This is a genomic window from Haloarchaeobius iranensis, assembly GCF_900103505.1.
GTDB classification, from domain to species: Archaea; Halobacteriota; Halobacteria; order Halobacteriales; family Natrialbaceae; genus Haloarchaeobius; species Haloarchaeobius iranensis.
The window spans coordinates 12,763-26,186 of the sequence record NZ_FNIA01000010.1 but is presented as its reverse complement, the minus strand read 5'-3'; the positions used below and the strand labels follow the sequence as shown (position 1 = coordinate 26,186).

The window sequence follows — 13,424 nt, the reverse complement described above, 5'->3', positions numbered from 1 at the left end:
GCCTTGCTCGCCATCCGACAAAAGCGCCCTGCTCAGGGGCGGAGCATCTTCTTCAGGTGGTCGAGCGAGAAGACGCTGGTCGGGCGGTCCATGTGGACGCCGATCTCGCCCGAGACGGACGCCAGCCCGAGCGTCTGGACCGGCTCCGGCAGGGAGTACGCCTTCCGGATGAGATGGCCCAGCCGGATCTCCGTCGAGAGGTCGTCGCGCCACGCCGCCTCGTAGTCCGCCAGCGTGCGCGGGTCGTCCGGGTCGACCGTGCGCACGGCGTGGTCGGCTGCGGTCATCCCGTAGAGGATACCCCCGCCGGTGAACGGCTTCGTCTGCGCGGCGGCGTCCCCGAGCAGCAGCCCCCGGCGCGTGGTCACCACGTCCGGCGGGCCGACCGGGATGAGCCCCGAGCAGCGCTTCTCGATGTCGGCGCCGTAGCCCGCGACCAGCTCGTCGAACAGCTCGTTCACCTGCTCGCCCGGGGGGCAGGCCAGCCCGTACTCCACCCCGGCGTCGGCCCGCGGGATGCGCCACGCGAAGAAGCGCGGCGCGGTGAGGTGGACGTCGACGAAGTCCTGCGGGTCGGCGTCGGGGTCGAAGCCGAGCACGCCGTGGAGCAGCTCGCCCGGCTCGGGCAGGTTGAGCGCCTTCCGGACCCGCGACGTGGGGCCGTCGGCGCCGACGACCATCTTCGCCGTGTGCGTCTCCACGCCGTCCGGGCCGCGGGCCGTGACGGCGACCGCGTCACGCGATTCGTCGACCGCCGTGACGGTGTGTTCCTCGCGGAGGTCCGCGCCCGCCTCGCGTGCGAGCTCTGCGAGGTGGCGGTCCAGCCCGACGCGGTCGATGACGTTCGAGACCACCTCGCGCTTGTAGAACTCGTGGGCACCCGAGCCCGGTCCGCCGACGTGGAATCGCGCGCCGTACACCTCGTTCTGCAGCAGTTCGTCGCGCGCCGCGGGCCCGGTGAACTCCCAGATGTCCGTGCTCACGTGGCCCGAACACGCCAGCGGCTCGCCGACGCGGCCCTGCTCCAGCGCGAGCACGTCGTGGCCCGCCTCGCTGGCACGGCGGGCGAATCGGGAGCCGGCGGGTCCGGCACCGACGACGACGAAGTCGTACATGTCCGTCGGCTAGCGGGTCGTGGGTAAATACCTTCCTCGTCTGTGTTCGGACGGTCCGATCCGCCGGACGCAGTCCGATCGACCGACGCTGTATCGGGGGCCGTGGGACCGCTCCGGGGCCGGGACCGCTCTCTCATCGGTCTACTGCACGGACGCAGGAAATCTATATTGATTATTTATTACGCTATAGGGCTACTAGTAGAAGCCTTGTACCGCCCTTGCGGATTACTGCGCATGTCTCGCGCTGTAATACTCTCCTGCCCGATGTGTGGCTCGGCCGTCGCGCTCGCCGGAACCATCGACAACCACTCGAAGGAGGAACTGCGGACGAAGGCGAAGGCGCATCTGGCCGGTCACTCCCTCGACGAGAGCAAGGCCGCGTTGCGGAAGCACGAGGTCGTCGCCGAGGCGGAGGAGGTCATCGTCTCGGAGGCCAACTTCGACCGGCTCCCGACGGCAGAATGGCGACCACCCGCCGAAACGTGGCTCCCCGATGCGGTTACCGCAACACGGGCCACCGACCGTAGCCAGCCTGTCGTCACGCAGGATTGACGCACTCCCGGGACGGAGTGCAGGGAACTGCCTGGTCGGACCCGTGTCCCATCCGGCCCGGAGTGGCCTCGTAGCGTCACGCCGCCGGGCGTCACTCCTCCTCGGTTCGAGAGCGGTCCCCTCACGCGTGGAGTTCACACCAGACGTGCACTCCTGCGCCGTGGAGCACCGGGACCCGAGCCCACCGACTCGCGAGGGGGCACGTTTTTGGTGCGTGCCGACGCACTCCCGCACATGACCGAGGCGCTCGACGTAGACCTCGTACTCGTGCCGGTCGACGGGAGCGACGAATCCGTCACGGCGGTCGAGTACGCGGTGGCGATTGCGGGCAGCTACGACGCGAGGGTGCACGCGGTGTACGTCGTCGGACAGGACGTCTCGCGGGCCATCGAGGAGGGTGCCGTCGACGAGGAGGAGGTCGCGGCGGAGGCCCAGTCGTTCGTCGACGACACCGTGTCGGTGGCGGCCGACGAGGACGTCGACCTGTCGACCTCGACGGCCTACGGCTTCTCGACGCACCGGAAGACACAGCATCCCGGCAGCGTCGTGCTCGACACGGCCGAGGAGGTCGGCGCGGACTTCATCGTCGTCCCGCGCGAGTCGATGGCGGACGACGCCGGCGACGTGCTCGCGAAGGCCGCCGAGTACGTGCTGCTGTACGCGAGTCAGCCGCTGCTGTCGGTGTAGCAGCGACCCGCTTCTCGCCCGGCGACTACCGGCTCCGTCGCCAGTCGGCCGACGCCGCCAGCCGCCGGCGTGCCGTCTCGAGCGACGACCGCGGCGTCCCGTAGAAGCGCTCGCGGCCGGTCGGGGACCGCACGCAGAGGACGTCGGTCGCGCTCGTCACCCGGTACACCGACAGTCGCCAGCCCCCGTCGGCTCGCTCCCAGACGCCCTCGCGTGTCGCCGCGCCGTCGTCCACGACCCGGGAACCGAGCTCCCAGCTCAGCCGGGAGAGGTGCTGGAGCGTGAACGGCACTGCCGGGGGGAGCTGCGGACCGCCGTCGCCGCTTGTCGGCTCGCTGTGCACTGCCATACCCCGTGCGAGGTCCTCCCGGAGTAAAAATCTCGCCGGTCCGGGCGATACTGCCGGAGTCGGCGCCGGACCCGTCAGCCGCTCAACCGCAGCGACATCTCCAGCTCGAAGCTCTCCGAGCCGCAGGTCTCGAAGCCGACGTCGCGGTAGAGTTCGACGGCCGCGCGGTTCCAGCGTTCGACGGTGAGCCAGACGCGCTCGATACCCTCGCGTTTCCCGTAGCCGAGCAGCGTGGTGAGCAGCTGGCGGCCGATGCCGGCGCGCTGGTGGGACTGGAGGACGAAGATGGCGAGTTCGTAGGCGCACTCGTCGCCCTCGCCGTTGGCGGTGTCGGGCACGAGCGTGGCGTGGCCGACGACGGTGTCGTCGTCGAGCGCCACGACGTTGATCCCCTCGTCGAAGATGGTGTCGAGCCACTCGCGGATGCGCGTCTCGCCGGTCGGAGGGATGCCCTGGGCACGGTCGGCGGGGTCGAAGTCGCAGTACATGTCGGTGACGGCGTCGACGTCCGCCTCGTCGGCGGTCACGATCGATATCTCCCGGTCCTCCCTGTCCGCGAACGACTGTGGCGGCTCGGGGAACGGGCCGGCGGGCTCCTCGGGGTAGACTCGCTCGCGGGTCATCGGACGAGCCTCACGGTGACGTTCGCGTTGAGCAGGACGAACTCGGTGATCGGCCCGAGCCGTATCTTCCCCATCGGGCTCTCCGTGCCGCCCCCGATGGCGAGCTGGTCGAACGATTCGCGCTCCGCGATGTCGACGAGCGTGCTCCCGGGGTCGCCGGCGACGACGCGGACGTCGACATCGAGGCCGGCCTCGGTGACGAGGTCGCGGGCCGCAGCCGCCATCTCGTCCTGCGAGCGCTTGGCTTCCTCCTTCGGGACGACGACGACCGTCAGGTCGTCGCCGGCTTCCCGGGCACGGTCGATGGTCTTGCGCAACGTCTTCATCGACTCGTCGCTCCCGTCGATTCCCAGCAGCACCTTCATATCCACTCACTCCGCCCGAACCGTGAAAACGATTACCCTCGTAAGCTGAAACCGGCGTTTCAGCCAGCGATACGGCCTTTATCCACGCTGTCGTTGCTCCGTGTATGCGACGTTCCCTCCAGGTAGTGGTGTTACTGGCCGCCATCGCGACGGTGGCGGTCGGCGTGGGTGCATTCGCACTCGTGACGGACAGTCCCGACGACACGACCGACCCTTCGGCGACGGACCCGCCGACCGTGGGTGACGACGCGTCGGTCGAACAGTTCGACTCCGAGGCGGCGTTCGAGGCGTACGTCGCCGCGGCACAGCGCGACAGCCGTGTCTCCCTCGGCGGCGGCGGGGTCACCTTCCAGGGCGATGTCGATGTCGCTGTCGAGACCGCCGACGCCGCGACGAACGGACAGCGTGCGGGCGGCAGCGGCGGTGGCGGCGGCGAGACCCGCATCTCCGACACGAACGTCCAGGTCCGGGGTGTCGCCGAACCGGACCGGCTCCAGACCGGCCAACAGACGCTGTACTACGCCGACGGGCGGTACTGGGGCGGCGGCTACGTCCGCGAGGACGGCCACGGTCGGACCAGGATACTCGACGCGAGCGACCCCGCCGCGCCCGAACTCGTCGGCGGTATCGACGACTCGGGCCAGCTCCTGCTCGTGAACGACACGCTCGTCGTCCTCTCGAACGACCGCGTCACGGGCTACGACGTCGCCGACCGGGCGAGCCCCGAGCAGGTGTGGTCGGTCGGGCTGAACGCGCGCATCCAGACCGCCCGCATGACCGAGGGCCGGCTCGTCCTCGTGCTCCAGCAGGGCGTCACGCTCGACGACCCGTGTCCCGTCGAGCCGTTCACCGACCGGCCGGGGACGGCCTGCACCGACGTGTACCACCCCGGTGCGGACGCCGACGCCTCCGTCACCTACACCGTCGTCTCGATGGACCCGCACACCGGCGACGAGCACGACCGCGTGACGTTCCTCGGGACGCGTCAGCACTCCGCGACGTACGTCACGAACGACTCGGTGTACCTCACCTACACGCAGCGCACGCCCTACGCGGAGACGTACCAGGCGTACCTGCAGGGCAGCGAGCTACTCGACGAGCAGGCGCACGACCGCCTCGACGAGCTGGCGACGTACGACCTCACGGCGAACGCGCGGATGACCGAGCTCCGCGCGGTCGTCCAGGACTGGCTCGCCCGTCAGCCCGCCGAGGAGCGCGACCAGCTCCGCTCGGACCTCCGGTCCGGCTACGAGGAGTACGTCGACGAGCGCAAGCGCGACCTGCTGCGGTCGGGCATCGTCCGCATCGACCGCGACGGCGACTCCCTCTCGGTCGCCGAGACCGGCGAGGTACCCGGCCGCCCGCTGAACCAGTGGGCGCTCGACGAGCACGAGGGCACGCTGCGCATCGCGACGACCGTCGACCCGATGGGCGCGACCTCGGTCAACGACGTCTACACGCTGGACGGCTCGCTCGAGGTCCAGGGCTCGGCCCGGAACATGGGCGAGACGGAGGAGATCTACTCGGTCCGTTTCGAGGGCGACACCGCGTACGTCGTCACCTTCCGGCAGATAGACCCGTTCTACACGCTCGACCTCTCCGACCCGGCGAACCCCGAGATACAGGGCGAGCTGAAGCTCCCCGGTTTCTCGCGGTACCTCCACCCGCTGTCCGGCGACCGCGTCCTCGGCATCGGCGAGGAGGACGGGCGGGTGAAGGCGACGGTGTTCGACGTGTCGGACCCGCAGAACCCGACCGTCGCGGAGTCGCGCATCCTCGACGCGCGCTGGTCCGCCGTCGCGCAGACGCACCACGCGTTCCTCTACGACCAGCGCCACGAGGTGTTCTTCCTGCCGACCGACCGGGGCGGCTACGTGTTCGACACGGAGCTGAACCAGCAGGCGTTCGTCGAGACGGACGAGCCGGCGACCCGCGCGGCGTACGTCGGTGACTACCTCTACGTGTTCTCGAACGACGGGCTGACCGTCGTCGACGAGGAGACGTGGGAGCCGGTCTCCGAGCTCCCGTTCGACCGCGTGACCGCGGAGGCCGTCGAAGAGCCCGTTGCCCCCGAACCGCGCCCGGCCGGCCCCGACGAGCCGGTCCGGCCCGTCGACGCGGAGTGGCCGGCTGGACCGCACCGCTGACGCGGCCAGCGACGACGGCCAACTGCCCTGGCTCGCCCCGGAGAGACGGTGGCTGTGGCCGGGACACCGACACTCTTGAGGGAGGCGGTCGCACGTCACTCCATGGCGACACAGAACCAGTCCGAGACGTTCGACCTCGACGGCGAGACGACGGTCAACCGCCTCGGCTTCGGCGCGATGCGGCTCACCGGCGAGGACATCATCGGGCCGCCGGCAGACGAGGCGGAGGCCCGACGCGTGGCCCAGCGCGCGGTCGAACTCGACGTGGATTTCGTCGACACCGCCGACTCCTACGGCCCCGGCGTCTCCGAGCGCATCCTCAGCGAGGCGCTCGACTGCACCCGCGACGACCTCGTGGTGGCGACGAAGGGCGGCCTGCTGCGGAACCGCGACGGCGAGTGGCTCCCCCACGGCGACCCGGACTACCTCAGGAACGCCGTGCTCTGCAGCCGCGACCGCCTCGGCGTCGACAGCATCGACCTCTACCAGTACCACCGGCCCGACCCCGACACCCCGTTCGAGGACTCCATCCACGCGCTGGCCGAACTCAAGGACGACGGCGTCGTCGACCACGTCGGCGTGAGCAACGTCAGCGTCGACCAGCTCGAGACCGCACTCGACATCGTCGACGTCGCCACCGTCCAGAACCGGTTCAACGTCGGCTACCGCGAGGAGGCAGACGTGCTCGCGGCCTGCGAGGACCACGGCGTCGGCTTCATCCCGTGGTACCCCCTCGGCGCGAGCGAGCTGAACGACGACGTGGCCGCAGCCGTCGACGAGGTGGCCGACGCCCACGACGCCTCGCAGCAACAGGTCGCCATCGCGTGGCTGCTCGGCCACTCCGACGTGACCCTCCCCATCCCCGGCACCGGCAGCGTCGGCCACCTCGAGGAGAACGTCGCCGCCTCGGCGCTCGAACTGACCGACGACGAGATGGCCCAACTGGACGCGGTCGGCGAGGAGTAACGGCCCGGCTCCGATTCCCACAGTTTCGCTCCCGGCGCGCGGCTGGCGAGCGTGTCGAGCGGTGCGCGGTTCGAAGTGAGCGCTAGCGAGCGAGAACCGCGACTGCGAACGGGGAGCTTGCGACCCGTGAGCGCCAGCGAGACCGTGAGCCATCCGCGCGAGGGATGAGAAGCGCAGCGAGCATCGCAGTCGGCTGGGGAGGCCTGAGGTGCGGTGCTGTTGCGGGCGGGACTGAAAGGGTCGGGGCTTTCTGGCTGTTCTTGCTCCCAGAGAGTCCCACGACAGACGAGGCTTTCGGGCTGTTCTCGCCGTCGGCCCCCTGTCGCAACGATGCCGGCAGGTGATACTGGGGGACAACACTGAAACGCCCGCACGGAGAACCGTCCGCGTAATGCAACCCGGAGGCCGGGCGGCGTGAGCCTCGAATCCCAGTTCGTCGACCTGTTCGGGACGAACGCGCTGGTCTGGGGGCTGGTCGGGGGGCTCGTCATCGCGGGCATGAACCTCCTCGGCGCGTGCCTGGTGTTCGTCTGGCCCGACCCCTCGGAGCCCGAGCTCGACGGGCTGCTGGGCTTCGCGGCGGGCGTGATGCTGTCGGCGAGCTACACGAGCCTCATCCTGCCCGGTATCGAGCTCGCAGGGGGGAGCCTCGTCCCGGTCGTCGTCGGCTTCGGGCTCGGCGTGCTCCTGCTCGACCAGGCCGACGAGTGGGTGCCACACGTCCACGTGTTCGTCACGGGACGGACGCGTGAGGAGGGCCGGGGCGACGACGCCCGGGTCGCCTCCGTCCTGCTGTTCATCGTCGCCATCACGCTCCACAACATGCCGGAGGGACTGGCGGTCGGTGTCGGCCTCGGCTCGGCGGCGCTGGACCCGACTGCGACCGTCGACGGGCAGTCCGCACTCGGGAACGCCATCTCGCTGATGTTCGCCATCGGCATCCAGAACATCCCCGAGGGGTTCGCGGTGTCGGTCGCCGCGGTCAACGCCGGACTGGGCAAGCGGTTCTACGCCGCGTTCGCGGGCATCCGGGCGGGGCTGGTGGAGATTCCGCTCGCGCTGTTCGGCGCGCTCGCTGTGAGCGTCGCCGCGCCCATCCTCCCGTACGCGATGGGCTTCGCCGCGGGCGGGATGCTGTTCGTCATCAGCGACGAGATCGTCCCGGAGACCCACGCCCGCGGGAACGAACGGGTCGCCACCCTCGGGACGATGGTCGGCGTGCTCGTGATGCTCTCGCTGGACGTCGCACTCGGGTGAGAGACACCACCCTCACGAGCGATGTGAACGGCTCCGTTGCTATCGGTACACACACGCAAGAGAGGCTTATACGCCTGGAAACCCTTATCCGGAGTATGAGCGATATCCGTGTCGACGCACCCGGCGACGGCACACGCACACGTCGCAAGGCCACGCTGTTCTGTGGGGCCTGCGACCACGAGAGCCCGGTCGACGGCGACTGGCTCCGTGCCGACCGCGCCGGGGGCACCGCCCTGGTCTGCCCCGACTGCGAGCACACCCTCACCGTCCGCCGGTCCTACGGCCCCGGCGACGACGCCGGCGACCGCGACGCCATCGCGACTCTCGCCGCCGCCCCGGCCCGCATCATCAGTGATTACGCCGCGGCCGTCGAGCGCGCCGCGAGCGTCTGGACCACCGGCGACTGAGCCGCCGGCCGAAACCACATCCTACTTACTGTCGCCCGTCGTTCCTCCGACCGAATGGACGACCCCGTCCTCCTCACCGGCGCGTCCGGCCACGTCGGCACCGCCATCCTCGACGAGCTGGCCGGCGACTACGAGTGGCGGTGCCTCGACCGCGACCCGCCGACGGACCCCGACGACTACCCCGGCGAGTTCGTCGTCGCCAACGTGACCGACGAGGACGCCATCCGCGACGCCGTCGAGGGCTGTGGCGCCGTCGTCCACCTCGCCGGCGACCCACGGAAGACCGCGCCCTGGGACAGCGTCCTCGCCAACAACATCGACGGCACGCAGAACGTGCTCTCGGCCGCCATCGACGCGGGCGTCGAACGCGTCGTCTTCGCCTCCTCGAACCACGCCGTCAAGCACTACGAGACCGAGCGCAAGCCCGACCTCTACCGCACCCACGACGACTTCCGGCTCGACGGGAGCGAACTGCCGCGACCGGGCAACCTCTACGGCGTCTCCAAGGCCAGCGGCGAACTGCTGGGCCGGTACTACCACGACGAGCACGACCTCTCCTTCGTCGCGGTCCGCATCGGCAACCTCACGAAGGACCACCCGCCGAAGGACTACGAGCGTGGGCAGGCGATGTGGCTCTCGTACCGGGACTGTGCGCACCTGTTCGACTGCTGTCTCACGGCGGACTACGACTACGAGATCGTCTACGGCATCTCCGACAACGACCGCAAGTACTACTCGCTGGAGAACGCGAAGGAGGTGCTGGGGTACGAGCCGCTCGATAACTCGGCCGACTGGAACGAGGAGTGAGAGTGTGTTTCGGTGGCGCAATCGAGAGTCGTTGCTACGACACCAGTCCGGGCTGAAACGTCCGGTACGTAGGTGTACTTATCTAACGTTAGCGTTCGACACACCCAAAAAATATCACTCAGGAGAACAGCAATAATTCATGGTCGGAATCGAAATACCAGGAATTTTAGCAGTATTTCTTGGTGTTCTTGGTGCAGTCTGGATATTTCTTGATGGCCGAAAACGAAATATCGAGACTGCGGATATGTGGGCTGTTGGGTTCTTCGTTGGGATGTTTATTCCACCAATTGTCGGTGCAGTAATCGTTGGTATGCTGTACCTTCAAAAGCGGAATCCAGGTCAGGGTGGGCCAATTCCCAATCGCCAATATCGTTAAGCCTACTCTCTGTACGTATCGATTCACGAATTCGCGTACGTCCGACGACGGCCCCAGGTACTACTCGCTGGAGAACGCGAAGGAGGTCCTCGGCTACGAGCCGCTGGACGACTCGACGGACTGGACCGACGAGTGACGACTCCACAACCACTATACTGCCACCGGAGCGACTTCCGCGCCCCTCCATGACGACCGACCTCGGTCCCCTCGCACGAGAGCTATCGCTCCCGTACTACGACGCAGCCCTCCCGGCACACGACCGCTATCACGCCGAGCGCGTCCGCGACGTGGCGCTCCGGCTGGCCGACGACTGCGACCGACCCGTCGACAGGGACGTCCTCGCCGCCGCCGCGTGGCTCCACGACATCGGCCGGCCACTGGAGCGCACCGGCGACATCGACGACCACGACGTGTGGGGCGCGATAGAGGCCGTCGACCTGCTCGACTCCGAGGGCGTGCCGACGGCCACCGTCGACGCCGTCGAGCACTGCATCCGAGCGCACAGCATCCGGGCCAGCTCGCCCGAGCCAGCGACCGTCGAGGCCGAACTGCTGTTCGACGCGGACAAGCTGGACGCCGCCGGTGCGCGGGGCATCGTCCGGCTCGCCTGCATCGTCGGCGAGCGCTCGGGGCGGGCCGGCGAACGGCACGCCGTCATCGACGACGCGTCGGAGGCGAGGATGGCCCCCGAAGACGGCCGCGACGTCTCGCTCCTCCGCCACTGGACGCGGGAGCGGCTGGACGCCCTCCACACCGACCCCGGCCGTCGGCTCGGGCGGGAACGCTGGCAGTTCGTCGAGACGTTCTTCGACCGGTTCGAGCGCGAGGCGGGCGTCGACGGGACACACTGACGCACCGGCCGACACCGCCGACCGCCCGTGCTTAAATAGCAGGCGGCCCTCCGTCCCGGTATGCAGGTCGGGTCCCGGCGTGCCATCGTGAACCCCATCAGCGGCGGCGGTGGGCACGCGGACTACGCGCGACGACTGCTCGAAGCCCGGGGCTTCGCGGTCCACGAGACCGAGGGGCCGGAGGACGGCGTCGAGCTCGCGCTGGAGGCCGGCCGCGACGGCGTCTCCGAGCTGGCCGTCGTGGGCGGCGACGGCACGGTGAACGAGGTGCTGCGCGGGCTCTCCGCGGCAGACCACCTCGGCGAGACGACGCTCTCGGTCGTTCCGGCGGGCACCGCCAACATCCTGGCCGAGAAGATCGGCATCGAGAGCCTGGCGCAGGCCGTCGAGATCGCCGACACGGGCGACGTGCGGACTATCGACGTGGGGATGGCGGACGGCCAGCCGTTCGCCGTCTCCTGTATCGCCGGCTTCCCGGCCGAGGCGAGCGTCGCGGCGTCGAGCGACCTGAAGGCACGGTTCGGGACGCTCGCGTTCCTCGTCACGGGCGCACAGGAGGCGCTGGAGTTCGAGCCGCTCTCGATCGAGATGGAGGTGGCGACCGACGACGGCGACGAGCGCTGGTCCGGCGAGGCGCTCTGCGTGCTCGTCGGCAACGCCCGGAAGTTCGTCGAGCAGGGCGGGCAGGCCGACCTCGAGGACGGGCTGTTCGACGTGGCGGTCGTCGAGCAGATGCCGACGAGCAACCTCGTCGCCGAGGCCGTCCAGCACCGGCTGCTCGGCTCCGGCAGCGAGAACGTCACGCACTTCCAGGCCAACAGGGTGGCCGTCAGCGACACCGACGGCGAACCCATCACCTTCAGCCGCGACGGCGAGCTGAGCGAGCACGAACACCTCGCGCTCGACGTGTCGGCGGGAGCGCTCGACCTCCGGGTGGGTGCCGGCTACACGCCGACCCCCGAGTAGTGCCGGTCAGTCGAACAGCCCCTCTACGTCCCGCTCGCGGTGCCGCCGCTGTTCGACGTGACCGGCGAGCCGCTGATGGATGATTCCCCGATCGGCGGGGTCGGCGGCGAAGTCCCGCACGAGGTGGACGAACCGGCTGTTCTCCTTCCCGTCCTCGAGGTCCTCGTGTGCGTAGGCGACCCCGCGGTCGATGGTCGCCGCGTCGTAGCCCCCGCGCCCGGCGTAGACCCCCGCGGCGACGGCCGCACTCTCGAACGCCAGGTCCGCGAGCAGGACGTGCTCGCCCCCGTGGGTCAGCCGCGGCGCGCCGCGCCGGTACAGCACCTCGGGGTCCCGTCCGACCCCGGCGAGGATGCGCCGCACGCGCGCCACGTCGACGCCGCGGTACTCGTCGGGAAGCCCGGCGAGGTACTCCTCGGCGCTCTCCGCCAGCCCCACACAGCCCGTCCAGTTGCGGCGGTAGCCGTGGTGGACCGCGGCGGTGAACTGGATGAGCCCGTGGAGCAACTGCTCGTCGTCGGTGCCCGATTCGAGGTCGAGCCAGTGCTCCTCCCACGCGTCGTGGGCGTCGTGGAAGTCGCCCGCGTTGAAGACGGCGATGCCCGCTCGGAGATGCTCGCGCATTCGTGTCGATGTACGAGCGCGAGGCGTGAAATGTCGTGCGGGTCGTCGCACCCAGCAGTACTCGCTCCCTGCGGCCGTCTGCCCTGGTCGAATCTCCGCGCGGAGTTTCCTCGACACAGACTCCTCGCTGCGCTCGTCGTCGTTGCGTCGAGAGAAACGTCCGGACGGAGTTCTACGCGAACGCAGTGAGCGTAGAGCACGACTGACCGCTCGCGGTCGGTCGGGGTCCCCGCGAGCAGGGCGAGCGGGGGCAGGCCGGACGTGACGTAGTGACTGAACGAAGTGAAGGAACGAAGGAACGTCCGGACGGAGATTTGAACTCGGTCGCAAATCAGAGATTTGCTCCCTGCTCAAATCTCCGCGCGGAGTTTCCTCGACGCAGACTCCTCGCTGCGCTCGTCGTCGTTGCGTCGAGAGAAACGTCCGGACGGAGATTTGAACTCCGGTCCCTGGCTCCGCAAGCCAAGAGGATAGTCCACTACCCTACCCGGACTCAACTACACCTTCCGCGGAGAGGGATAAGAGGGTTACGATGTCATGGGCCTGCGGCGTGTGGGTGCACCTGGCACGACGTTCGCACGGGCGGCCAAGCTGAAAGGGCATTTTCACCGTGGGAAAGGGCTTTGAAATTAGGAACCGTCTGCCCAGGTATGAAGCGACGAGAGCTACTCACCAAGGCGGGGACAGTGGCGGCTATCGGGTCGATAGCGGGCTGTATCGGTTCTCTGGAGACCGAGGACTCGCCCGGCGGCGGGGGCGAGGACACGAGCACGCCGACCGACGGGTCAGGCGGGGCCAACGGCGACGGTGGCGGCTCCGACGGCGACAGCTCAGGGAGTGACAGCACGACCGACGGCGACGACTCCGGCAGCGACGGCACGACCGACGACGACTCGGCGAGTTCGGATATCTCGGAGGACGGCGGATCGAGCAGCGCTAGCGTGCAGTCACGGAACATCACCACGACCGACACCGGCTGCGGGTCGGCCAACGAGGCCGTCGTGGCGTTCGACGGCGGCTCGTCCACGGTGAGCGTCGACGGCTCCATCATGGCGTCGGACCCCTGCCACGTCGCGACGGTCGAGCGCGCCGCGGTGTCCGACGGCGCGCTCACGGTCGTCGTCGATGTGGAAGCGGACGACGCCGACGCGTGCCAGCAGTGTCTCGGGGAGGTCCAGTACGAGGCCCGCTTCGCGTTCGCCGACGCGCTCCCGACCACCGTCGAGGTCCGGCACGCGAGCCAGGACGGGACGACGACGGTGACGACCGAGTCGCGCCGGGTCCAGCCGCACTGACCGGTGTCGCACGGCACGGAGTTCTTGTAGGATACCG

Annotated in this window: 16 protein-coding genes and 1 tRNA gene; 11 read left to right on the top strand and 6 right to left on the bottom strand. The window is 69.2% G+C overall.

Translation table 11 applies throughout. The annotated features are described in order from the left end of the window. Positions 1–32: 32 nt before the first annotated feature. On the bottom strand, positions 33–1,115 hold the full coding sequence (locus tag BLT27_RS10325) for a geranylgeranyl reductase family protein (RefSeq protein ID WP_089733557.1): 1,083 nt from the start codon (positions 1,113–1,115) through the stop codon (positions 33–35). A 234-nt stretch (positions 1,116–1,349) separates the two neighbouring features. Between BLT27_RS10325 and BLT27_RS10320 the strand changes: the two genes are divergently transcribed. Then, the gene (locus BLT27_RS10320; RefSeq protein ID WP_139172304.1) at positions 1,350–1,667 is read left to right on the top strand and encodes a hypothetical protein; all 318 of its coding nucleotides are present in this window, start codon (positions 1,350–1,352) and stop codon (positions 1,665–1,667) included. Positions 1,668–1,901: 234 nt separating this feature from the next. After that, complete coding sequence (locus tag BLT27_RS10315) at positions 1,902–2,354, top strand: universal stress protein (protein ID WP_089733553.1); 453 nt, start codon at positions 1,902–1,904, stop codon at positions 2,352–2,354. Positions 2,355–2,379: 25 nt separating this feature from the next. On the opposite strand, the gene BLT27_RS10310 is transcribed toward BLT27_RS10315, so the two are convergent. The 3 genes from BLT27_RS10310 to BLT27_RS10300 form a co-directional block, all read right to left on the bottom strand. Beyond that, entirely contained in the window at positions 2,380–2,703 is a 324-nt protein-coding gene (locus BLT27_RS10310; protein ID WP_089733551.1) for a hypothetical protein, read from the bottom strand. A gap of 74 nt (positions 2,704–2,777) precedes the next feature. Then, a complete protein-coding gene (locus tag BLT27_RS10305) occupies positions 2,778–3,326 on the bottom strand; it encodes a GNAT family N-acetyltransferase (RefSeq protein ID WP_089733549.1) in 549 nt (182 codons plus the stop codon). Then, the gene (locus BLT27_RS10300; protein ID WP_089733546.1) at positions 3,323–3,691 is read right to left on the bottom strand and encodes a universal stress protein; all 369 of its coding nucleotides are present in this window, start codon (positions 3,689–3,691) and stop codon (positions 3,323–3,325) included. The genes BLT27_RS10305 and BLT27_RS10300 overlap by 4 nt, the downstream gene beginning before the upstream one ends. A gap of 104 nt (positions 3,692–3,795) precedes the next feature. Between BLT27_RS10300 and BLT27_RS10295 the strand changes: the two genes are divergently transcribed. The 8 genes from BLT27_RS10295 to BLT27_RS10260 all read left to right on the top strand — a co-directional run bounded on the left by BLT27_RS10295 (position 3,796) and on the right by BLT27_RS10260 (position 11,468). Continuing rightward, positions 3,796–5,838, top strand: a complete 2,043-nt coding sequence (locus BLT27_RS10295; RefSeq protein ID WP_089733544.1) for a beta-propeller domain-containing protein — start codon at positions 3,796–3,798, stop codon at positions 5,836–5,838. A 102-nt stretch (positions 5,839–5,940) separates the two neighbouring features. Further along, entirely contained in the window at positions 5,941–6,804 is an 864-nt protein-coding gene (locus tag BLT27_RS10290; RefSeq protein ID WP_089733541.1) for an aldo/keto reductase, read from the top strand. Between the two features lie 414 nt (positions 6,805–7,218). After that, positions 7,219–8,061 carry a ZIP family metal transporter gene (locus BLT27_RS10285; protein WP_089733539.1) on the top strand — a complete coding sequence of 281 codons (843 nt, stop codon included), beginning with the start codon at positions 7,219–7,221 and terminating at the stop codon, positions 8,059–8,061. A 95-nt stretch (positions 8,062–8,156) separates the two neighbouring features. Beyond that, positions 8,157–8,468, top strand: coding sequence for a DUF8106 domain-containing protein (locus tag BLT27_RS10280; RefSeq protein ID WP_089733536.1), 312 nt, complete (start codon positions 8,157–8,159; stop codon positions 8,466–8,468). Positions 8,469–8,522: 54 nt separating this feature from the next. Beyond that, the gene (azf, locus tag BLT27_RS10275) at positions 8,523–9,275 is read left to right on the top strand and encodes an NAD-dependent glucose-6-phosphate dehydrogenase Azf (protein ID WP_089733534.1); all 753 of its coding nucleotides are present in this window, start codon (positions 8,523–8,525) and stop codon (positions 9,273–9,275) included. A 139-nt stretch (positions 9,276–9,414) separates the two neighbouring features. Further along, on the top strand, positions 9,415–9,651 hold the full coding sequence (locus BLT27_RS10270; RefSeq protein ID WP_089733532.1) for a hypothetical protein: 237 nt from the start codon (positions 9,415–9,417) through the stop codon (positions 9,649–9,651). Between the two features lie 185 nt (positions 9,652–9,836). Next, positions 9,837–10,502, top strand: coding sequence for an HD domain-containing protein (locus tag BLT27_RS10265; protein WP_089733530.1), 666 nt, complete (start codon positions 9,837–9,839; stop codon positions 10,500–10,502). Positions 10,503–10,562: 60 nt separating this feature from the next. Then, positions 10,563–11,468 carry a diacylglycerol/lipid kinase family protein gene (locus BLT27_RS10260; RefSeq protein WP_089733528.1) on the top strand — a complete coding sequence of 302 codons (906 nt, stop codon included), beginning with the start codon at positions 10,563–10,565 and terminating at the stop codon, positions 11,466–11,468. 6 nt (positions 11,469–11,474) lie between these two features. On the opposite strand, the gene BLT27_RS10255 is transcribed toward BLT27_RS10260, so the two are convergent. Continuing rightward, complete coding sequence (locus tag BLT27_RS10255; RefSeq protein WP_089733526.1) at positions 11,475–12,092, bottom strand: DUF309 domain-containing protein; 618 nt, start codon at positions 12,090–12,092, stop codon at positions 11,475–11,477. A gap of 420 nt (positions 12,093–12,512) precedes the next feature. Continuing rightward, positions 12,513–12,585, bottom strand: a tRNA-Arg gene (locus tag BLT27_RS10250). Between the two features lie 157 nt (positions 12,586–12,742). On the opposite strand from BLT27_RS10250, the gene BLT27_RS10245 reads away from it, so the two are divergent. Further along, the gene (locus tag BLT27_RS10245; RefSeq protein WP_089733524.1) at positions 12,743–13,387 is read left to right on the top strand and encodes a hypothetical protein; all 645 of its coding nucleotides are present in this window, start codon (positions 12,743–12,745) and stop codon (positions 13,385–13,387) included. Positions 13,388–13,424 lie beyond the last annotated feature (37 nt).